Below are 22003 nucleotides of genomic sequence, written 5' to 3' on the forward strand. Positions count from 1 at the left end.
GCCCGCCTCGTCGGCAGTGCTTGAGCAAACCACTGCATAAAAAAACGCTCATTGAGGAGGTGACGGGGCGACGAATGGTGATCTATGAGCAATACTCTGCTCGCAGCAATCCAGGGTTTGGAGCGCTGTGCCCTGCGATCATCCGGCCGCAAGGGGTCTGCGCTGGCGTGTTCAGCCAGCTGCAATACGTGTGACGGCACACCAGAACAAGGACGTATCGCCATGAAATCCAGCACCCTCGTCGACAGTAGTTTGCCTGTGCAGATCTGGAACACTGCCCGGCAACTGGACAATATTCCCGTCATCAGCACATCTACCCTTATCCCGGCAGGCGCTCGCGCGGTGGTGATCGCACCGCATCCGGGTGATGAAGTCGTGACCTGCGGTGGCCTGCTGCAGTTGTTCGCCACCCTCGGCCACCCCCTGCAATTGATCTCGATCACCGATGGCAGCGCCGGTCATCCAGGCTCGAACCTGTGGTCGGAGAAGCGCCTGAGTGTGTTCCGCCCACAGGAAAGCGTCGAAGCCCTGCGTCGCCTCGGTTTGCCCATGCATAGCCTGAAATGGATTCGCGGCGGTTTCACCGACAACGGGCTGGCAGAGCGTGAACTGCAATTGACGCAATTCATCGCACGCTACCTGCGGCCGGGTGATGTGGTATTCAGCACCTGGAGTGAGGACGGCATCATCGACCATGACACGGTAGGTCGAGCCACCGCAAAAGCCGCCCTTATGGTGGGAGCGAGTTTCAATGAAGTGCCGGTCTGGGCCTGGCACTGGCCCGCACGCGATCATGGGCTGATTCCCTGGCACCGCGCCCGCAAGGTTCGCCTCGACACCTGGACCGTCGCACGCAAATGCCACGCCACCCATGCGTACGCCAGCCAGTTGAACGGTGAACCCGAGATCGGCATCGCGCCGAAGCTACCCAGGGCTATCCTGGCGCGGATGCGTCAACCCTATGAAATCATTTTTGTGTGACCGCGAACGGTGTGATGCCTTGGCCCTGTTCAAAACGCCGAGCTGCTGACCAATGCATCAGCGCATGCAGTCATGAACAGAAAATCCAGGGAACAAACCGTGGCCCCACCTCTACGCCCCTCTGCAGCGAGCCTTTAAAGTGCATTTTCAAAGTCTTTTTGACGTGGGAAAAACCGCTGATTTGACGTCAAAAAGGCGACCCCCCAAATAAACAACAACTTAGATAATTAATAATTATCAGCCATTTGCAGAGCCTAATTTAGTCGTACCGCTCATCGTTCAATTTCTTGACGCAATGCCAGCAGTCTTCTTAGCTAAACGTTACTACCCCCGGAATTACCTCCTGGGGCAAGCCCCGAAAACCCGCTGAAGCGGGCCGCCGGGTCTTGCCTCAATGAAATCGGTCGCCCCTCATTCGGGGTAGGAGAGACGCCAATTAGAAATATGGCATGCGTGCAAGGTAGACCTCCATGAACACCTCCCTCATTCAACACGAGATCAAAATCACTCTGTACACCGTTTCCACTTCGTTATTGCTGTGCACCTCCATGGAAATTCAGGCGTCCTCTGCCGAGGGCGAGGCGACGCCTTGGTATCAGCAAGATGTCCCGACGCTCACCCTCCCGACGGCTGATACGAGTAGCAACATCCGTTTCATGCGCAATCCCGGCCTTGATAACCGGTTGCTGACAGTCGAGCAAGCCGCTCCTTCTGCCTGGGATCGGGTTTATGGCCAGCCTGCCAGAAGCGCAGAGCGCGACGTCCTCGGCTCACCGTTTTCCGGCATGAGCGGTTCCGAACTCAAGGGCCCGGCGTTGATTACCCTGCAAAGCAGCGCCGGCAGCACTCAACGCGTTGGCCTGGTGGGCGGTACAAACCAGCTTCAGGGCAATGGCAATGGCCTGTTGATCAGCTCTGCTATCGTCGACCCGAATAACACCCTCAACGTGCAAGGCCCCAATCTTGGCGCCTATTGGAGCCTGACCGGCGCAAGCGGCTGGCACGTGGATTTGACCGCCAGCGGTGGTCGGGTCAATGGTTACAACGTCAATGATCAGGGCCAGCGCCAAGCGGCCGAAGGCAGCGCAATGACCCTCTCGGTGCAAGGCGGGTTCCCCATCGGCATCAGTGAAAACTGGGTAATCGAACCCCAGGCGGAATTAATCAACCAGCGTATTAGCCTGGACACCCCGTATGCCGGTAGCGGCAATGCCTCATCCACCGACCTGACGTCCTGGAGCGGCAGGGTCGGCGCAAGCTTGAAAGGCAGCTATGACATCAAGGGCCTGCCGATCGAACCCTATGTTCGTACCAACTTCTGGCATACGGTCAATACCAGCGACACCGTGACCCTCGGCCAGGTCGACAAGCTCAGCAGCAGCCGGAACGCGTCCTCGATTGAACTGGGACTGGGCCTGGTGGCCAGAGTCACACCCACTGTCAGCCTGTATGTCAGCGGCGATTACAACAGCGCGACCGTTAACAACGACTTGAATGGATTGATCGGCAGCCTCGGGGTGCGGATGCGTTGGTGACTGTCAGGAAGATTTGCGAACCGTAGGCGCACGGTTTGCCAGCGATGGCAGCCGTAAGATCGCCATCGCCGGCAAACCATGCGCCCACAGGTCGCGCGCAAAACAGCGCTGATTCAGGCTCTGCACAGCAAAAAACCTGAATATCCCCCAAACCAGCCCACAAAACCCAAAAAATCCCTGATCGCCGTTAGTCTCCACCCCCTGCGATGGATTAAAGTAACGCCCCCAGCCCTGGCGTTATTCGAACGCCTTTGCTCACCCTCTCCAGGAACAGTCATCGATGGAACATCGTGAAGCGCTGCTTGCGCTGCGAACCTTTCTTTCAACGCAGATTCTCGGCCAGGAAAAACTCATCGAGCGGTTGCTCATCGCTCTGCTCGCTGACGGCCACATGCTGGTCGAAGGCGCCCCTGGCCTGGCCAAGACCAAGGCCATCAAAGAGCTTGCCGAAGGTATCGAAGCACAATTCCATCGCATCCAGTTCACGCCCGACCTGCTGCCTGCCGACATCACCGGTACCGAGATCTACCGTCCGGAAACTGGCAGTTTCGTGTTCCAGCAGGGACCGATCTTTCATAACCTGGTACTGGCCGACGAAATCAACCGGGCACCGGCCAAGGTCCAGTCGGCCTTGCTCGAAGCCATGGGCGAGCGGCAGGTCAGCGTGGGCCGCAGCACGTATGAGCTGTCGCCGCTGTTTCTGGTCATGGCGACCCAAAACCCGATCGAACAGGAAGGCACCTACCCGCTGCCTGAAGCCCAGCTCGACCGTTTCCTGATGCACGTCAAAATAGGTTTCCCGGACGCGGCCGTCGAGCGGCGCATCCTGCAACAGGCCCGCGGTGAAGCGCTGCACGGCGAAACCAAGCCCGAGCGGCGGATCAGCCAGCAAGCGATATTTGCCGCGCGCAAGGAAATCCTCGGTTTGTACATGGCCGACGCCGTGGAGGAATACCTGGTGCAGTTGGTCATGGCGACCCGCACGCCGGGCAAGTTCGACCCGGAAATGTCCGAGTGGATTGCCTATGGCGCCAGCCCGCGCGGCTCCATCGCCCTCGACCGCTGCGCCCGCGCTCACGCCTGGCTGGCCGGTCGCGACTTCGTCAGCCCCGAAGACATTCAAGCGGTGCTGTTCGACGTGTTGCGTCATCGCATCATTCTTTCCTTCGAAGCCGAAGCCGCTGGTATTGACCAGGACCGTGTGGTCCAGCGGATTCTCGACGTCGTTGCCGTCGCTTGACCCCGATGACCAAGCCGCTTGCGCCCGAACCGGGTATCCGGGTCAGTCTCTCCGAGCTGATCGAGATGCGCCATCGCGTGCGCGAAGTGCAATTGTTTTCCACGCCGAGCCAGCGCAGCCCGCTGATTGGCCTGCACCATTCCAAGCTGCGCGGGCGTGGCGTGGACTTCGATCAGGTGCGGGTCTATCAGGCTGGCGACGATGTGCGAACCATCGACTGGCGCGTCACCGCACGCACCCAGGAACCGCACACCAAGCTGTTTCACGAAGAGCGCGAGCGGCCGATTTTCATCATGGTCGAGCAAAGTCGTCGGCTGTTTTTCGGCTCGGGGCTGATGTTCAAATCGGTGTTGGCCGCGCAAGCCGCGAGCCTGATCGGTTGGGCTGCGCTGGGACACAACGACCGTGTTGGCGGGCTGGTGTACGGCGACAACGAGCATTACGAAATCAAACCCCGGCGCAGCAAGCAAAGCCTGCTGCAACTGCTCAACCGCATGGTGCGCGTCAATCAGTCCCTCACGACCGAAAGCGAGCCGGATCGCGACAGTCTGGGCATGGCCTTGCGCCGCGCACGCGAAGTTCTGCGCCCCGGGAGCCTGGTGATCGTGATCTGCGACGAGCGCGCCTTGTCCGAAGGCGCCGAGCAGCAACTAAGCCTGCTGTCGCGGCACTGTGATTTACTGTTATTGCCTGTCTCCGACCCTCTGGACCACGCCCTGCCCGCTGCCGGTTTGCTGCGTTTCGCCGAGCGAGGGGCTCAACTTGAACTCGATACGCTGAACGTCGACCTGCGCCAAAATTATCGCGCTCAGGCCGAAGCCCGCATCGCCCGCTGGGAATTGCTGGCGCAGAAACTGCGCGTGCTGTTAATGCCGCTGAGCACTCAAAGCGAAATGGTCGAACAATTGCGTGAATACCTGAACCCGAAACGTCCGGGTAAAAGCCAATGAACAGCCTTGATCAACTGCAACCCCTGATGACTCCACCGCCTATCGAGTTCTGGCCACCGGCGCCGGGCTGGTGGCTGCTGTTGGTACTGCTGCCACTGATCGGCTTGGGCTTGTGGCAACTGCGCCGCTTTATTCCCGTCAAACGTTCTATTGTGCGCGCCGAACAGCCGCTGGACCCGGTGCGACTGGCGGCGCTGGCGGAACTGGCGCAAATGCCCAAACCCTATGACGGTGCGCCCGCCGGGGCCTGGTTGCAGCAACTCAATGGGCTGCTCAAGCGCCTGTGCCGCAACCATTACCCCTACAGCCAGAGCCACACCCTTAACGGTCGTAAATGGCTGGCGTTTCTCGACAACCGTTGTCCGGCTGCCGGCCTGACCCGCTGGATGATCCTGGTTGAAGGCGCTTACAAACCGGAATGCAAACTCGACGACAAGGCCATCGCCGGCCTGACACAAGCCGTCGACACCTGGATTCGCAAGCATGTTTGAGTTCGCCTGGCCATGGATCTTCGCTCTGCTGCCACTGCCGTGGCTGATGCGGATTGTGCTTCCGGTCGCCGACAGCGGCGAACCGGCGCTCAAGGTCAGCTTTCTGTCCGACCTTGAAGGCCTGGCCCGGCGTCGCGCCCGTGTCAACCTGCCGACCTGGCGCCAGCAAGCACCGTTCATCCTGCTCTGGCTGCTGCTGTTGATCGCCGCCGCACGCCCGCAATGGCTCGGCGAACCGCTGCCGATTGCCGCCAGTGGGCGCGACTTGCTGGTGGCTGTCGATGTTTCAGGCTCCATGGATTTCCCCGACATGGAGTGGCAAGACGAAGACGTCAGCCGCCTGACACTGGTCAAACACTTGCTCGGTGACTTCCTTGAAGGGCGCGATGGCGATCGCGTCGGTCTGATCCTGTTCGGCAGCCAGGCGTATCTGCAAGCACCGCTGACGTTCGACCGGCGCACCGTGCGCATCTGGCTTGACGAAGCGCGGATCGGCATTGCCGGCAAGAACACCGCCATTGGCGACGCCATCGGCCTGGCCTTGAAGCGCTTGCGCCAACGTCCGGCGCAGAGCCGCGTGCTGATTCTGGTCACCGACGGCGCGAACAATGGCGGTGAAATCGATCCGCTGACCGCTGCGCGACTGGCTGCCGAAGAAGGCGTGAAAATCTACCCGATCGGCATTGGCGCCGATCCGGAGCAAGCAGGCCCTCTGGCTTTTCTAGCGGGAAACCCGACCATGGACCTCGATGAACCCGCCTTGAAAGCCATCGCCGAGGCTACCGGTGGGCGCTACTTCCGTGCACGGGACGGCAAGGAACTGCTGGAGATCAAGAAGACCCTCGATCAACTCGAACCTGTGACTCAACAACCCACCCAGGCTCGCCCGGCGCAAGCGCTGTACAGCTGGCCGCTGGCCGCCGCGTTGCTGATGAGCCTGTTGCTGGTGATCCGCGAACGCTGGCCAGACAACCCGATGCAACGTTTTTTCACCCGGTCGAATTTTCTGCAACAGCACCCAGACTGGCGCCAGCGGCTTAACCGCCTGCGCCTACGGAGACGCCGATGATCGCGCTCTGGCCGCATTGGTTCCGTCCCTGGTGGCTGCTGCTGTTGCCGCTATTGGGCTGGTTGCTGTGGCAACTCTGGCACCGGCAAAAACGCGCGGGTCGCTGGCAGATGATCCTGCCGCCGGCCTTCCACGCCGCCCTGCTCAGCGGTGGCAACGGACGTGAAAGCAAGTTGCCGTGGGTCGCCCTGGGTCTGGCCTGGGCTCTGGCGGTATTGGCGCTATTGGGGCCCAGTTGGGAACGGGTCGAACAATCTGCGCAGAAACCTGCCGACCCCTTGGTGGTTCTGTTTGAATTGACCCCGGAAATGCTCGCCACCGACGTGCCGTCCACGCGTCTTGAACAGGCCCGGCGCAAGCTGCTCGATCTCTTGCAAGCCCGCAGCGACGCACAGACCGCCATCGTCGTCTATGCCGGCAGCGCGCACACGCTGGTGCCGCTCTCGGACGACCTGGCCACCAGCAGCAACCTGCTGGAAGCGCTGAAACCTTCGATCATGCCCGAGGCCGGTCATCGCGCCGATCTGGCCGTGGCCAAGGCACTGACATTACTCAACCGCGGCGCCCTCGGCCAGGGCCGGATTCTGCTGATTGGCTCATCCCTCAGCGAACAGGAGCGCCAGGGTATTCGTCAGGCTCTGCGCGGTCAGGCACCGCAATGGTTGATGCTCGGCATCGGCACCCCGCAAGGCGCACCGATCGCTGACGAACACGGCAGTTTCCTCAAGGATGCGCAAGGCGCGATCCTCGTGCCGCGTCTCGACGGGCCAAGCCTGAAAGCCTTTGCCAGTGAAATGGAGGGGCGTTACCGGCAGGCACAACTGGACGACAGCGACCTGCGCGGTCTCGGGCTGCTCGATAGCCCGCATAGCGTGCGTAACGATGGCCAGACCCTGCGCCTCGATACCTGGGCCGATCAGGGCTATTGGCTGTTACTGCCGCTGTTGCTGCTGACGGCCTGCGCGGGACGCCGAGGCTGGCTGTTCTGCCTGCCACTGCTGTTCATGCTGCCGCAACCGAGTTACGCCTTCGACTTCAACGATCTTTGGCTGCGCCCGGACCAACAGGGCCTGCACTTGCTCAAGCAACAGCAGCCCGCGGAGGCCGCGCAGCGTTTTCAGGACCGGCAATGGCAAGGCGTCGCGCTTTATGAGGCCGGTGAGTATGCCGCTGCCGCCGAGCGTTTCGCCGAAGGCAACGACGCCCGTGCGAACTACAATCGCGGCAACGCCCTGGCTAAAAGCGGCGAACTGGAAGCTGCCGTCGATGCCTATGAACAAGCCCTTGAGCTGCAACCTGATTTACGCCCGGCGCAGACCAACAAAGCGCTGGTAGAAGCGTTGATCAAACAGAAAGCCCCCACCCCACCCAATGAGCCCGATAAAACCGACGGCGAAGAGCACCCGCAAACTCAGCAACCCCCACCACCGGGTGCGTCGACACAAACCTCGACCGGTGACGAGCAAAAGACCGACACGCAAACCGCGCAATCGCGCAACGACGCCAACAGCGAAAACCAGACCGACAGCCCGCCACAACCGGGCAATAATGAAGTGCCGGGCAGTGAGTTGGGCAACGAACAACGCAGCACACCGCCGATCCGCACCGCCGACGCCAACTTCGACGGCGAGCACCGCCAGGCCCTGGAGCAATGGCTGCGTAAAATCCCGGATGAGCCGGGCGAACTGCTTAAACGTAAATTCTGGTACGAACAGCAACAACATCAGGATCAGGGAAAAACTCGATGACCCGCTTCACCGCTCTATTGCTCAGCCTTTCGCTCTGGACCGTGGGTGCCCAGGCTGCGGGTCTGGTTGCCAGCATCGATCGCAGCCGCGTGAATTCCGGCGAGACGGTCGAACTGACCCTCGAATCCAGTGATGTCACGCAGTTCGGCAAACCTGACCTGAGCGTACTTGACCCGCTGTTCGAGGTTCGCGGCACCCGCCAGGTCAACCAGCTCACAACCCTGGGCGCCGACAGCCACGCCACCACCCGCTGGATCATCACCCTCCTGCCCCGGCACAACGGCACACTGGTTATCCCACCCCTGGCGCTTGGTGAGTACAAAAGCCAGCCGATCAACTTGCAGGTGGTCGAAAGCGAGAAGCAGGACAGCGCTGACAAACTGGCGCCCGTGTTCATCGAGACCAGCCTTGATCAAGACACGGTGTACGTGCAGGCCCAGGCGATTCTGACCTTGCGCATCTATCACTCGGTGTCGCTGTATGACGACAGCAGCCTTACCGCGCTGCAAATCCCCGATGCCCGTGTCGAACAACTCGGCGAGTCGCGCACTTACGAAAAAGTCATCAATGACCTGCGCCACGGCGTGATCGAACGGCAGTACGCAATTTACCCACAACACAGTGGCCTGCTGACGATTCCCGCGCAGATATTCAGCGCCACCCTGGTGGAGACGCAACCTTCTCAGGAGCCGGCCCCGCAAGGGCCAAAAGCGGGCAAACTGATTCGCGTGAGTTCCACCGGGCTCAACCTGAACGTCAAGCCCAAACCGGCCGATTATCCTGCCGACGCCCCTTGGCTGCCAGCACGCAGCCTGAGTCTCAGTGAAAGCTGGAACCCTACGCCTGATCACGTTCAAGTGGGCGACTCCATGACCCGCAGCCTGACCCTGAAAGCCGAAGGCCTGGCCAGCTCGCAACTGCCGCCCCTGCCCGCCACCGAAACCAGCGGATTGCGGCGTTATCCCGATCAGCCACAACTGAGCAATCAGCCCAGTGACCGGGGGTTGATCGGCACCCGCGAAGACCGCGAAGCATTGGTGCCCACTCGTATCGGGCAGATCGAATTGCCGCCCGTGGAAGTGGTCTGGTGGAATACCCTTCAAGATCATCTGGAGCGCAGCAGCCTGCCCGCTCGCACCCTGAACGCCGTGAGTAACCCGAGCCTGATGGTCGATACTCCAGCGGGCAACGTGCCGGCTACCGTAGCGCTCGGCAGTGAAGCACTCTGGTACTGGAAACTCAGCACCTTGATCCTCGCCTGCACCACCTTGCTTGGCTTCGGCCTGTGGTGGCGTGCGCGTTGGCAGCCGGCGATTCTGCGCGCCGCGCAAACCGGCCCGAGCCCGCGCACGCTACTCGACGACCTCAAGCGTGCGTGCCAGGCCAACGACCCTCAGGCCACCCGTCAGGCGCTCGACGCCTGGGCCCGTCAACAGCCGGAAACCCTGGCCGACATGGCTGCACGCTTCGTACCGCTGTCCGACGCACTCGACGGCTTGAACGGTGCGCTCTACAGCGAAACCGGGCATTACTGGCAAGGCGAAGAACTCTGGCGCGCGATCCGCGCCATCCCGATTGCCGAACGGGTCCACGACCCGGTCGGCGACAGTGGCTTGCCGCCGCTTTATCCGAAGTAACCGCTCGTCCCAAACCCAATCAACGGGTTCTTTTTTCATATTGAGTATTCGCGGAGTTTGCCTTGCGTCTGTTCCACACCTCCGACTGGCACCTTGGGCAAAACCTGCATGGCCAGGAACGCGACTTTGAACACGGCTGTTTCCTCGACTGGCTGCTGCGTCAGCTGGCGCTCGAAAAGCCCGATGTGCTGCTGATCGCTGGCGACATCTTCGACACGGTCAATCCACCGGTCAAAGCCCAGGAACGGCTCTATGACTTCATCGTCAGCGCACACGAGCAGCAGCCATCGCTGACCATCGTGATGATCGCCGGCAACCATGACTCCGGCTCGCGAATCGAATTGCCCGCGCCGCTGATGCGCCGGTTGCGCACTCACGCGCTGGGCCGGGTGTTGTGGCTCGATGACGGGCAACTGGACGCCGAACGCTTGCTGATTCCGCTACCCGATGCCTCCGGTGAAATCGCCGGCTGGTGCCTGGCGCTGCCGTTTCTGCGCCCCGCCGAAGTTACCGGCGCGCATCTGGGCGACAACTACCTGCGCGGTATCGGTCAGGTGCATGAATGGCTGATCGAAGCCGCCAATGCCAAGCGCCAACCCGGTCAGGCATTGATCGCCATCAGCCATGCGCACATGGCCGGTGGATCGGTGTCCGAGGACTCCGAGCGCAGCCTGATCATCGGCAATGCCGAAGCCCTGCCCGCCAGCCTGTTCGGGCCGAGTATCAGCTACGTTGCCCTTGGCCATTTGCACAAGCCGCAGAAGGTCAACGGCGAGGAGCGCATTCGCTACAGCGGGTCGCCAATTCCGTTGTCGTTTTCCGAAATCGGCTATCAGCATCAGATTCTCGACATCACGCTCGATGGCGAGACGCTGCTCAGCGTCGAACCCCGGTTGATCCCCCGTGCGGTCAACCTGCAACGCCTGGGCCCTGCTCCGCTCAGTGAAATCCTGACGCAACTCGCGGATTTGCCGAACATCGATCTGCTGGCCGATCTCCAGCGCCAACCGTGGCTTGAAGTCCGCGTACGCCTCGATGAACCGCAACCGGACCTGCGCCAACAGATCGAAACCGCCCTGCAAGGCAAAGCTGTGCGGCTGGTGCGAATCGCTGCCGAATACGCAGGCAATGGCGGTCGAGACGGCGCGGATGATACGGGTCAGCTGGTCGAACTGGACCAGCTCACGCCAGAGGAATTATTCAGCCGTGCCTGGCTCGATAACTACGGCAGCGCCGTCGACGAACAGACACTCAAGGACTTTGCGGTGCTGCTGCAAGACGTTCAGCAGGAGAGCGAACAGCCATGAAAATCCTCGCGATCCGCCTGAAAAACCTCGCCTCGCTGGCGGGCCCCTTTGAAATCGACTTCACCGCCGAACCCCTGGCCAGTTCCGGTCTGTTTGCGATTACCGGGCCAACCGGTGCCGGCAAAAGCACCTTGCTCGATGCGTTGTGCCTGGCGCTGTTTGGCGCAGTGCCGCGCCTCAACAACACCGGACGAGACGCCAAGGTACCGGATGCAGATGGCGAAATCGCCACCGGCGACCCGCGCACCCTGCTGCGCCGTGGCACCGGTGACGGCTATGCCGAGGTCGACTTTGTCGGCATCGACGGCCGTCGCTACCGTGCACGCTGGGAGGCCAATCGCGCCCGTGAAAAAGCCAACGGCAAACTGCAAGCCAGCCGTCAAAGCCTGCGCGACCTCGACACCGATCAGCTACTGGCCAGCCAGAAAGGCGAATACAAGACTCAGCTTGAAGCCGTGCTGGGCCTGAACTTCGAACAGTTCACCCGCGCGGTGATGCTCGCTCAAAGCGAGTTCAGCGCGTTTCTCAAGGCTGATGACAACGACCGCAGCGAACTGCTGGAAAAACTCACCGACACCGCGCTCTACACGCGCCTGGGCAAGCGTGCTTTCGACAAAAGCAAGGAAACCCGCGAAGCCCACAAGTTGCTGCAAGATCAGGCCACTGGCGTAACGCCCCTTGAACCCGAGGCCCGCGCCGAACTCGATCAGCGCTTCAACGACGCCCAGCAACAACTCAAGAACCAGCAAGCACAGCTCAAGCAACTTGAACTGCAGAACACCTGGCTCAAGGAATTGCACCAGTTGCAGGACCAGCAACAGGCCGCTGCTGAACAACTGCAACAGGCTCAACAGTCGTGGGACGCCCAGGCTGGCGAACGACTGAACCTGGCGCGCCTGGAACAACTGGCGCCACAGCGGCATCAGTTTGCCCGGCAAACCGAGCTGAGCGCGCAATTGAGCCCGTTGGCCGCGCTGATTCAGCAACACGGTCAACAGCAAAGCGAGCTGCAAACCCGTCAGGTACAACTCGAAACCAGCCTGGAATCCGCAAAAGCCGCGTTGACCCAGGCCCAAAGCCAGCACAGCAACAACGCCCCGCTGCTGCGTCAGGCCTTCGAAGAACAGAGCAACCTGGCGCGACTGACCCAGGCCATCAACGCCTCAACCGAACTCAAGCACAACGCCGAACAGGCCAGCACCGAAGGCCAGCAAGCCATCGCGCAAATGCTCGAACAGCAACAACGGGTTGCCGAACGCCTGGCGACGATTGCGACGCAACTGGAACAGAGCCTCCAACTGGCTCCCGTCAGTGATGCCTGGAATGCTTATCGCGAACGTTTGCAGCAACTGATGCTGGTGGGCAATCGCTTGAAAAAGGGCCAGGTCGAACTACTCGACCTGGAGCAACGGGCTGCCGACACCGCCGCCCAGCTCAGCGCGCAACGCAAAAGCCTGGAGCTGCTCTACAGCGAAGCCGGCGCTGAACCTGCGGCTGTTGCCGAACAGATTCAGATCCTCGGCAGCCTGCTGCAAGACAACCGCAAGCAGCAACGCGCCATCGAAGAACTCGCGCGGCTGTGGGCCCGTCAGCAGGAGCTGGACACGCGCACGCAGGAACTGCAACAACGCCTGCAGACCGTCCAGACAGAACGCGAACGCCTGACCCGCGAAGGCGTCCAGGCCAAGGCCGAACTGACCGTCGCCGAGCAAACCCTGAAAGTCACCCAGGAACTGCTGGAGCGTCAGCGCCTGGCGCGCAGTGCCAGCGTCGAAGAGTTGCGCGGGCAGTTGCAGGACGATCAACCGTGCCCGGTCTGCGGCAGCGTCGAGCATCCTTATCATCGGCCAGAAGCGTTGTTGCAAAGCCTCGGCCGTCACGACGAAGGTGAACAGGCCAACGCGCAAAAAGCCGTTGACCTGCTCAAGGAGAAACTGGCGGACCTGCGCACCGACGTCGGCGGGCTGATTGCCCAGCAAAAAGAACTGCTGCAACAACAGGAACAGCTGGCGACCCAGCAGCAGAGCCTGACACCGAGCCTTGAAGCGCATCCACTGGCCGCCCAGTTGCTGATCCAGGAAGCCGGCAAACGCGACGCCTGGCTGAATCAGCAAAGTGCTCAGTTGAATCAGAGCATTGCCCAGGACGAACAACGACAAAGCGCCCTGCTCACCTTGCAGCAAGACGCCGCACGTCTTCAGCAACAACTGCAAGCCGCCGACCAGGCCGGCCAACAGGCTGCCCAGCAACTGGCGATCCAGCAACGCGAGTTGAGCAATGACAGCCAGCGCCTTGAAGAAGAACTGGCAGCGTTCAGCGCCCTGCTCCCGGCTGCGACCCTTAACGATTTGCGCAACGAGCCCGCTGCGACCTTCATGCAACTCGATCAGCAGGTTGCCCAGCGTCTGGAACAGCTGGAGCTGCAACGCGAAGAGCTCAGCGAACAACAACAGCGTCAACAAAACCTGGAGAAAGAACAGGACCGGCAGCTGACACGCGTGCAGCAATTGGAAGCCGCACAATTGCAGTTCAGCGCACTCGCCGAGCAGCAACACGCCGCCCAACAGAAACTCGCTGAACTGCTGGGCGACCAGCCGAGCGCCGAACAGTGGCAACAGCAACTGGATCAGGCCGTCGAACAGGCTCGACAGGCTGAAGCCATGGCCAATCAGCACCTGCAGGAAGTCCGCAGCCAGCAGATTCAACTGGCCGCCGAGCTCAGGGCGGAGCAACAACGCCAGCACGCGCTGGAAGCCGAAAGTCATGAGCTGAGCGGCAGGATTGCCCAATGGCGTGCCCTTCATCCGGAACTGGACGATGGCGGTCTGGAGCAGTTACTCGCGTTCAGCGACGAGCACGTCAGCCAGCTGCGCCAACAGCTTCAGCTCGGCGAAAAAGCCATCGAGCAAGCCAAGGTGCTAGTGCATGAACGCGAACAGCGCCTGCACAGCCATCAGACGCAACACAACGGCAATCTCGATGGCGAACAACTGGCCTCAGCCCTCAGCGAGCTGCAAAACCAGTTCGGCATCAGCGAACAGCTCTGCGCCGAACTGCGTGCGCAACAAGCCGAAGATCAACGCCGTCAGGACGCCAATCAAGCGCTGGCCCAACGCATCAGCGATGCCTACAACGAGTGGCAGCGCTGGGCACGACTGAATGCCCTGATTGGCTCGGCCACCGGAGACACTTTCCGCAAGATCGCCCAGGCCTACAACCTCGACCTGCTGGTGCATCACGCCAACGCCCAGTTACGCCAACTGGTGCGCCGCTACCGGCTCAAGCGCGGCGGCAGCATGCTTGGTTTGCTGGTGATGGACACGGAGATGGGCGATGAACTGCGTTCGGTGCATTCGCTGTCGGGCGGCGAAACCTTCCTGGTGTCGCTGGCACTGGCGCTGGGCCTGGCCTCGATGGCATCGAGCACGCTGAAAATCGAATCGCTGTTCATCGATGAAGGCTTCGGCAGCCTCGATCCCGAGTCACTGCAATTGGCGATGGACGCCCTCGATGGCTTGCAGGCGCAAGGTCGCAAGGTCGGGGTGATCTCCCACGTACAGGAAATGCACGAGCGAATCCCGGTGCAGATCCAGGTTCGTCGCCAAGGCAATGGCCTGAGCACACTGGAGGTCAAATGAGCACGCCGACGCTCTACTCCTTCCGCCGCTGCCCCTACGCCATGCGCGCACGCATGGCGCTGCGTTACAGTTCAGTGGCGGTGGACATTGTCGAGGTCAGCCTGAAAGCCAAGCCGCCGGAGCTGCTCGCGCTGTCGAGCAAAGGCACCGTGCCGGTGCTGAGCCTGGACGGTCGGGTGATCGAGCAAAGCCTGGAGATCATGCAGTGGGCGCTGGAACAGAACGACCCGCAGGATTGGTTGCTAAAGGACGATCCAGCAGCGCAGCAACTGGGCGCTGCGCTGATCGAGGCAAACGATCAGACGTTCAAGCTGCACCTCAATCGCTACAAATACGCTGAGCGCTACCCGGACCACCCCATGGAGCATTACCGCGCGGAAGGCGAAGTGTTTTTGCGCGAACTGGATGAGTTGCTGCAACAGCGAGCTTATCTGGTAGCCGATCACGTGAGCCTGGCGGACATCGCCCTGGCGCCGTTCATACGTCAGTTCGCGCATGTCGACCGCGAGTGGTTTGCGCAGACGCCTTATCGGCACTTGCAGGCGTGGTTACAGAATATTCTAGAGTCAGATCTTTTTATCGCGGTCATGGCAAAGACCTAGTGTGGGAGCGAGCCTGCTCGCGATGACTGACTGACATTCAACATTGATATCGACTGTCATATTGCTATCGCGAGCAGGCTCGCTCCCACATTTGATTACGCCAACGCATTGCACATTTGCAGCGCCGAGCAATCAACCTCAAACGGCCCCAGAACCACTGCCTTGGGTTTGGCCGGCGGGTTACCCGCCAATAACCCCAGCGCCTTGGCGGTCTGGATGTTGTGGGCAATGTTGTGATTGCACTCGATGGCCCGTGCCAGCGATCCCGCCGAGCCTTGGCCGATGCCGAGCAGTGAAGATCCATTGGTCAGGAATGCCAGGAAGGCGACGACCATCAGTTTGCGCCCTTTCATACCCCCACGGCTCCCGCGACGTCAGAATGCTCAGCGCTGGCGTGCTGCGCGTGTTCAAACTGGATGGCGGGATAAGCGACCTGAATCGGCGCTTGCATGACGCGCTGCGACTGGGCCGAAAGGCTGACCACCAGAACCATCACCACGTATAAACCAATGGCTACATACGCGCCGTGTTTGGCAGAAGAAAGGATTGCGCTGGCCATGGGATTCTCCGTGGGCATGTTTCAGTGCCCACAGAATCAATCAAACAACCGGCCATGAATAGCGACCTTTATGCATAGTAGCTATCAGTTTAATTGATCGAAAATCTGACGACTTTCAGTCTTGCAACACGCTCATCAAACGCTCGTGCGCGGCCTCAGGCTCGCTCTCGACCGGCCGGGCAGCCGAGAGAATCGGGGTGGAATAGAGAAACAGCAGCACCACAGCCAGACGCATCGCCATGTCATCGATCCTTGGGAAAGATTGAGTCAATAAATTAGCGTCAAATTTAAACACATGGCCATGTGATATTACACGAGATATTTGTGCTGATTGGGGTGCGGAGTCGCAAATGCTTTATGCAGGAGCGACATCACTCTGGTCTTTCCAGCGAAAGAATCGCCGATCGGATCAAGTGACTTCGCTCCTGCATAAAATCGGCAGGGTTTGAATCTCAGTGTTGAATCTTGTGATCCAGCGCGGCGTAGAAGTTGGCACTTTGTTGCAGGTATTTCTGGGTGTAGCTGTGGGTGCCGGATTTTTTCGAGCTGATCTCAATATTGGCACTGGCTGGCAGAGCAACGCTGGCTGAGATAGCGGAAGCGGCGATAACAGAGAAGAGATTGAAGTTCATGACGGTAACCCTCGTAGATTCAGTTGGCTTTTGCCGGTGTAGACCGTGAAGCAAACTTACGCCCGAGGGTTGGCGCTCTTGAAATCTTTTGTAGCAGTAGCGGATATCACTCAGATTAATAGAACCACGCAGGCCCCGGCGTACGGGGCCTGCGACCTATTGACGCAGGAAGAACTTGATGTCGCTGGGTGAGTCGAACGGCAGTTTTTGCACGGTTTTGCCCAGCAGACCGGTCTTCACATCACGCGCGATGATGACGATCTGGTTGCTCTTCTGGTTGCCGACCAGCACGAACTTGCCGCTTGGGTCGAGGCTGAACTCACGCGGGTGATCCCCCTCCACCGAACGGCGCTGAAGCTCCTTGAGCTCGCCATTGGCCGGATCGATGGCGAACACCAGCAACTCGTTAGTGGTGCCACGGTTGCTGACGTAGAGGAATTTGCCATCCGACGAGGCATGCAGCGCAGCGGCGGCTTTCTGCGCCGGGGCTTTGCCGGCTGCCAGGTCGACCATCTGCCGCTGAGTCAGCTTGCCGGCCTGGTAATCGAACACCGCAACTTGCGCGCTCATTTCCAGGGTCAGGTACGCGTGCTTGCCATCGCTACTGAACAGCAAATGCCGCGGCCCGCTGCCGGGTGGCAACTGAACCGAGGCCGGCGTGGCAGCGGTCAGCGGCCGTTCCGGATTGACCTTGGGGTCATAGCGATAGACAAAGATCTTGTCGGCGCCCAGGTCATTGGCAAACACGTACTGACCGTCCGGCGAGGACACTGTCGAATGCACGTGCGCCGACATCTGCCGCTCAGGATTGACCCGGCTCGGCTGATGGCTGCTCAGTTGCACCGGTGGCGCCAGCTTGCCATCGGAGCTCACCGGCAATACCGCCAGGTTGCCACCTGGGTCTTCAGCCACCGAGTAATTACTGACAAACAGGTACTTGCCGTCAGCGCTCAGGCTGGAATGGGTCGGCTCGTTGCCCAGGCTCTGCACCTGACCGATCAGGCTCAGCGCATGGGTGTTCGGCTCGACGGCGAAGCTGCTGACGCGCCCTACCGGGTCGGCTTGCCCCGGACCATTCTCGTTGACCACAAACAGTCGACGCTGATCGCTGGACAAGGTCAGCCACGACGGGTTGGCACTCTTGACCACCTGCAATGGCGTCGCGTCGAGTTGACCGCTCTGGCTATCGAATTTGAGTCGGTAAATCCCCTGGCTCTGGCCTTGGGTGTAGGTGCCGATCAGCAACTCATGGATGTCGGCGGGGGCTGCCTGCAGCCCCATCGCGCCGAAACTGCCGGCCATCAACAGTGGCCAGACGTTACGCATCTTCATGCTCGTCGTCCCCTTCGTCACCACCACCGAACGCGTCCATGCACACCAGTCGGTGCTCGCCGGTATCACCGGTGATGGTCCAGCTCTGCAAGGTTTGATCGAATACCGCCGCCTGCACCTGAGCCGGGCTGAACGCCCAGTGCTTGGCCGCTCGGCCGTCCATGCATTCGATGTGCAGATTGTCGTCTTCGTCGAGAGCGAATTCGAAGGCGTGCAAGCCGTCGATTTCGACCATGGTGCAGTGTTCGAGGGCGTTGAGAAGGGTTTCGGCAGTCATGGCAATCATGTCTTTCAGGGGAAAACAGCAATGATAGCGCATTGTTGCCGCAAACCCTGTGGGAGCGAGCAGGCTCGCCCCCACAGGGGGGGTGTGAAATTCGAGAATTAAAAAAGCCGCAACCCGAAGGTAGCGGCTTTGTTATTTTCGGCCTCGATCAGTGAGCGAACAACGAGTTGCCCTTCTGCCCGGCGAGTTTTTCCGGTTTGATCAAGAAGCGTGCCAGCGCCGGCAACAGCCACAGTGCACCGAACATGTTCCAGAGCAGCATGAAGGTCAGCATCAGGCCCATGTCGGCCTGGAACTTGATCGCCGAGAAGATCCAGGTGCACACGCCGATGGCCAGGCACAGACCGGTGAACAGCACCGCTTTACCAGTGGATTTCAGGGTCTGGTAGTACGCCTCTTGCAGCGGCAAGCCGGCACGCAGGAAGCTTTCGAGGCGGCTGTAAATGTAGATGCCGTAATCCACGCCAATCCCTACCCCGAGCGCCACCACCGGCAAGGTCGCGACTTTCACACCGATGCCCATGAACGCCATCAGCGCGTTGCCGAGCACCGAGGTCAGCACCAGCGGCAACACAATGCACAAGGTCGCCGCCCAGGAGCGGAAGGTGATCATGCACATGGTGGCCACGCAGATGTACACCAGCACCAGGATGGTCAGTTCCGATTCCTTGATCACCTCGTTGGTAGCCGCCTCGATCCCGGCGTTACCGGCAGCCAGGATGAACTCCAGGCCGTCCTTGTTGTTCTCCTTGGCGAAGTCCTGCACCGCATGCACCGCACGGTCGAGGGTTTCGGCCTTGTGGTCGTTGAGGAACACCAGCACCGGCGCCAGCGAGCAACTGTTGTTGTACAGGCCGTCGGCACGGGCGATGGAGTTGTTCAGCACGTCCGGGTTACGCGACAGGGTTTCCCATTTCAGGTTGCCCTCGTTCATGCCCTTGATCATTTGCTTGGAAACGGTCACCAGGGAAATCGCCGACTGCACGCCCTCGGTGTTCTGCATCTTCCACATCAGCTCATCGATTGGCGCCATGGCTTCGTAACGCGAGCAGCCTTCCGCCTTGGTCTTGACCATCACTACCAGCACATCGGAGCTGGTGGAGTAGTTCTTGATGATGAAATTGTTGTCCTGGTTGTAGCGCGAGTCCGGACGCAGCTCCGGCGCACCTTGGTCGAGGTCACCGATTTTCAGGTTCTGGCTGTACCAGAGGCCGCCACCAAAGGCGATCAGCGCCAGGAGAATCGAAACCGGGGCGACTTTCGAGCTGGCAAAATTCGACAGTAGACGCCAGAACGAATGCTCGCGGATTGCATCTTTCTTGCTGCGCTCGACCGCACGTTTGCTGATGCCGACGTAGGAAATCGCTACCGGCAGCAGGATCAGGTTGGTGAACACGATCACCGCCACGCCAATGGACGCACCGATGGCCAGTTCACGAATCACCCCGATATCGATGATCAGCAAGGTAATGAAGCCCACCGCATCCGCGAGGATCGCAATCATCCCCGGCAGAAACAGCTGACGGAACGTGCGCCGGGCAGCAGTCAAGGCGTTGTCCGCATCGCTGGACTGCAAGGCAATCCCGTTGATCTTCTGTACACCGTGGGAAATACCAATGGCGAAGATCAGGAACGGTACCAGCATCGAATACGGGTCCAGACCAAAGCCGAACGCGTGCATCAACCCGAGTTGCCAGACCACCGCCACCAGGGTGGTACTCAACACCGCCACGGTGCTGCGCAGACAGTTGGTGAACCACAACAACAGGATCAGCGTTATGACGAACGCCACGCCGAAGAACATGACCACCATGATCAGGCCATCAATCAGGTCACCGACCTTCTTGGCAAAACCGACGATATGGATCTGTACGTTGGGGTTCTGTTTTTCGAACTTGTCGCGGATCTTGTTTTCAAGTTCATGGGAGAACTTCTGGTAGTCCAGTGCCAGCAGCTTGCCCTGGTCCTGCGGGTCCGGGTAGGACTCCAGCAGCGGGATATCGACGATGCTCGACTTGAAATCGTTGGACACCAACCGACCGACCTGACCGGATTTGAGCACGTTGTTGCGCAACTGATCGAGGCTGTCGGCCGAGCCGTTGTAGCTCTGCGGAATGACTTCACCGCCGGCAAAACCCTCCTCGGTCACTTCGGTCCAGCGCACGCTCGGACTCCACAGCGACTTGAGCCCGGAACGGTCGACACCGGAGATGTAGAACACCTCGTCGTTGATCTGGCGCAGGGTCTCCATGTACTCCTTGGAGAAGATGTCGCCATCGGTGGCTTCCACGGAAATACGCACGGTATTGCCGAGATTGGCCAGGTCATTGCGGTGTTCAAGCATCTTCTCGATGAAAGGATGCTTGAGCGGGATCATTTTTTCGAAGCTGGTGGATGGCCGGATCAGCGTCGCCTGCCAGAACAGTAAAATGCTGACCAGCAGGCAGATGACGATCACTGCCGGGCGGTTGTTGAAAATCAGGCGCTCGAGTAGCGTCGCCTTGTCCTGATGATGACTGCTCATGGATGTCATAGCTCCGCCTTCTTATTATTTGCCCAGCTCGGCGCCGATTGGCGAAGTAGCGCGAACGCCGCCCTGTCCTACCAGAATCAAGTTGCCATTGCCCGCCGCCGTGACCGCCGAAACGGAAATGCGGTCGGGTCGGTTGAATACGCTGAAGGTCACGCCGTCGTCACTGCTGCGCACCACGCTGCCGCCATTGCCGACGATCACGATGCTGCCGTCATCGAGCAAGGTCGCACCGGACAGACCGAACTCCAACGCGCCGCGCGCAGCCTTGAGCTCGACCTGCTCCCAGGTATTGCCAAAGTCAGTGGAGCGGAACAGATTGCCGCGCAGACCGTAGGCCAGCAATGTCGCCGGTTTGGCGGTACCGATCACCCCGAACAGCGAACCCTGGTACGGACCTTGAAGGCGTTCCCAGGTTTGCCCCCAGTCAGGGGAACGGAACATGCTGCCCTGCTCGCCCACGATGAACAGCCCGGAATCCTTGACGGCTGCGATCGCGTTGAGGTGGTACTGATCCGGGTTATCGAGGCGATCGCCGACGTCTGCCCAGTTCTTTCCACCGTCAGTGGTTTCCAGCAGAGCGCCGTAAGCGCCCACGGCAAAACCGCTGCTGAGGTCCTTGAACCAGACAGCCAGCAGCGGCGCTTCGCGCTTCAAGTCTTCGAATTGTTTGATCCAGGTAACGCCACCGTCTTCACTGGCGAGGATTTGCGCGTCATGACCGACAGCCCAGCCGTGCTTGTCATCGACGAAATAGACCGCAGTCAGCAGTTGCCGACTGGGCACTTTGGCCTGGGTCCAGGTCTGGCCCTGGTCATCGGAATATAGAATGTGGCCACGATCGCCAACTGCCACCAATCGCTTGCCTGCATGCGCAACATCAAGCATCAGACCCTTGGCGGACTTTGCGGATTCAATCGAATAGACCGTATCGGACGCCGGTTCATCTGCGGCCAGTACAGGTGCCGACAGCACAGCAGAACCCAACAGCGAGAGCGCTGTAGCCAGCAACGCGAATCTGCGTAGCGCCGGCGGGCGGCAAAAACCCACACCCATGACAGGCTCACTCATAGACCTTTCCCCCATTATTATTGTTAGGTCGTTCAACCTTTCAGGGCGTCGCAGGGCTGCTCGTAGCGATTGACCGTTTTGGGAGCATAGTCCTGAAACGCGCAATCTAGAGCCCCTTCGGAAGCTGGCCTATCCTATCCAGCTTTCGAAAGGTCTGACAATCAACGCCACGTTATCTTTTGTTAACTGGGGGAATCACGGACGGTCACTGAATGACAAGGCATTCGCAGGGATGATGAGCGAGGATTCACAGACGACAGATCGTTCCCACGCTCTGCGTGGGAATGCATCCCGTGACGCTCCGCGTCACGACGTCAACAGCGGACGCTGAGCGTCCATGGCGGCATTCCCACGCAGAGCGTCACTAGTGTCCGGTAAAAACTGAAGGGGGAGCT

At 60.1% G+C, this 22003-nt stretch carries 19 protein-coding genes; 11 read left to right on the forward strand and 8 right to left on the reverse strand.

Annotated features, from left to right (window positions below):
• Nucleotides 1-222 precede the first annotated feature (222 nt).
• The 11 genes from BK658_RS26975 (at nucleotide 223) to BK658_RS27025 (ending at nucleotide 15198) form a co-directional block, all read left to right on the forward strand.
• Complete coding sequence (locus tag BK658_RS26975) at nucleotides 223-981, forward strand: PIG-L deacetylase family protein (protein ID WP_123584951.1); 759 nt, start codon at nucleotides 223-225, stop codon at nucleotides 979-981.
• Nucleotides 982-1451: 470 nt separating this feature from the next.
• A complete protein-coding gene (locus tag BK658_RS26980) occupies nucleotides 1452-2516 on the forward strand; it encodes an autotransporter domain-containing protein (RefSeq protein ID WP_123584952.1) in 1065 nt (354 codons plus the stop codon).
• 280 nt (nucleotides 2517-2796) lie between these two features.
• Entirely contained in the window at nucleotides 2797-3756 is a 960-nt protein-coding gene (locus BK658_RS26985; protein ID WP_019690591.1) for an AAA family ATPase, read from the forward strand.
• Between the two features lie 5 nt (nucleotides 3757-3761).
• Nucleotides 3762-4706 carry a DUF58 domain-containing protein gene (locus tag BK658_RS26990; protein ID WP_123584953.1) on the forward strand — a complete coding sequence of 315 codons (945 nt, stop codon included), beginning with the start codon at nucleotides 3762-3764 and terminating at the stop codon, nucleotides 4704-4706.
• The gene (locus BK658_RS26995; RefSeq protein WP_123584954.1) at nucleotides 4703-5197 is read left to right on the forward strand and encodes a DUF4381 domain-containing protein; all 495 of its coding nucleotides are present in this window, start codon (nucleotides 4703-4705) and stop codon (nucleotides 5195-5197) included. Before BK658_RS26990 ends, BK658_RS26995 begins: the two co-directional genes overlap by 4 nt.
• Nucleotides 5190-6266, forward strand: a complete 1077-nt coding sequence (locus BK658_RS27000; RefSeq protein WP_123584955.1) for a vWA domain-containing protein — start codon at nucleotides 5190-5192, stop codon at nucleotides 6264-6266. The genes BK658_RS26995 and BK658_RS27000 overlap by 8 nt, the downstream gene beginning before the upstream one ends.
• A complete protein-coding gene (locus BK658_RS27005; RefSeq protein WP_123584956.1) occupies nucleotides 6263-8014 on the forward strand; it encodes a VWA domain-containing protein in 1752 nt (583 codons plus the stop codon). Before BK658_RS27000 ends, BK658_RS27005 begins: the two co-directional genes overlap by 4 nt.
• Nucleotides 8011-9651, forward strand: a complete 1641-nt coding sequence (locus BK658_RS27010) for a BatD family protein (RefSeq protein ID WP_123584957.1) — start codon at nucleotides 8011-8013, stop codon at nucleotides 9649-9651. The genes BK658_RS27005 and BK658_RS27010 overlap by 4 nt, the downstream gene beginning before the upstream one ends.
• Before the next feature lie 62 nt (nucleotides 9652-9713).
• The gene (locus BK658_RS27015) at nucleotides 9714-10958 is read left to right on the forward strand and encodes an exonuclease SbcCD subunit D C-terminal domain-containing protein (protein WP_123584958.1); all 1245 of its coding nucleotides are present in this window, start codon (nucleotides 9714-9716) and stop codon (nucleotides 10956-10958) included.
• Entirely contained in the window at nucleotides 10955-14596 is a 3642-nt protein-coding gene (locus tag BK658_RS27020) for an AAA family ATPase (RefSeq protein ID WP_123584959.1), read from the forward strand. The genes BK658_RS27015 and BK658_RS27020 overlap by 4 nt, the downstream gene beginning before the upstream one ends.
• Nucleotides 14593-15198, forward strand: coding sequence for a glutathione S-transferase (locus tag BK658_RS27025; protein ID WP_123584960.1), 606 nt, complete (start codon nucleotides 14593-14595; stop codon nucleotides 15196-15198). The genes BK658_RS27020 and BK658_RS27025 overlap by 4 nt, the downstream gene beginning before the upstream one ends.
• A gap of 95 nt (nucleotides 15199-15293) precedes the next feature.
• Here BK658_RS27025 and BK658_RS27030 read toward each other — a convergent pair whose 3' ends face one another.
• The 8 genes from BK658_RS27030 to BK658_RS27060 all read right to left on the reverse strand — a co-directional run bounded on the left by BK658_RS27030 (nucleotide 15294) and on the right by BK658_RS27060 (nucleotide 21608).
• Complete coding sequence (locus BK658_RS27030; protein WP_123584961.1) at nucleotides 15294-15551, reverse strand: hypothetical protein; 258 nt, start codon at nucleotides 15549-15551, stop codon at nucleotides 15294-15296.
• Nucleotides 15548-15757, reverse strand: coding sequence for a hypothetical protein (locus BK658_RS27035; protein WP_123584962.1), 210 nt, complete (start codon nucleotides 15755-15757; stop codon nucleotides 15548-15550). The genes BK658_RS27030 and BK658_RS27035 overlap by 4 nt, the downstream gene beginning before the upstream one ends.
• Nucleotides 15758-15872: 115 nt before the next feature.
• Nucleotides 15873-15998 (reverse strand): hypothetical protein, encoded by a 126-nt coding sequence (locus tag BK658_RS30470; protein WP_259740151.1) that lies wholly within the window; start codon nucleotides 15996-15998, stop codon nucleotides 15873-15875.
• A gap of 211 nt (nucleotides 15999-16209) precedes the next feature.
• On the reverse strand, nucleotides 16210-16389 hold the full coding sequence (locus BK658_RS27040) for a hypothetical protein (protein ID WP_123584963.1): 180 nt from the start codon (nucleotides 16387-16389) through the stop codon (nucleotides 16210-16212).
• A gap of 156 nt (nucleotides 16390-16545) precedes the next feature.
• Nucleotides 16546-17721 carry a lactonase family protein gene (locus BK658_RS27045; protein WP_123584964.1) on the reverse strand — a complete coding sequence of 392 codons (1176 nt, stop codon included), beginning with the start codon at nucleotides 17719-17721 and terminating at the stop codon, nucleotides 16546-16548.
• Nucleotides 17708-18040 (reverse strand): DUF5629 family protein, encoded by a 333-nt coding sequence (locus BK658_RS27050; RefSeq protein ID WP_123584965.1) that lies wholly within the window; start codon nucleotides 18038-18040, stop codon nucleotides 17708-17710. The genes BK658_RS27045 and BK658_RS27050 overlap by 14 nt, the downstream gene beginning before the upstream one ends.
• A 115-nt stretch (nucleotides 18041-18155) precedes the next feature.
• Complete coding sequence (locus BK658_RS27055) at nucleotides 18156-20531, reverse strand: efflux RND transporter permease subunit (protein ID WP_404943200.1); 2376 nt, start codon at nucleotides 20529-20531, stop codon at nucleotides 18156-18158.
• 24 nt (nucleotides 20532-20555) lie between these two features.
• Complete coding sequence (locus BK658_RS27060) at nucleotides 20556-21608, reverse strand: WD40/YVTN/BNR-like repeat-containing protein (RefSeq protein ID WP_123584967.1); 1053 nt, start codon at nucleotides 21606-21608, stop codon at nucleotides 20556-20558.
• Nucleotides 21609-22003 lie beyond the last annotated feature (395 nt).

Source organism: Pseudomonas brassicacearum (assembly GCF_003732175.1).
GTDB classification, from domain to species: Bacteria; Pseudomonadota; Gammaproteobacteria; order Pseudomonadales; family Pseudomonadaceae; genus Aquipseudomonas; species Aquipseudomonas brassicacearum_G.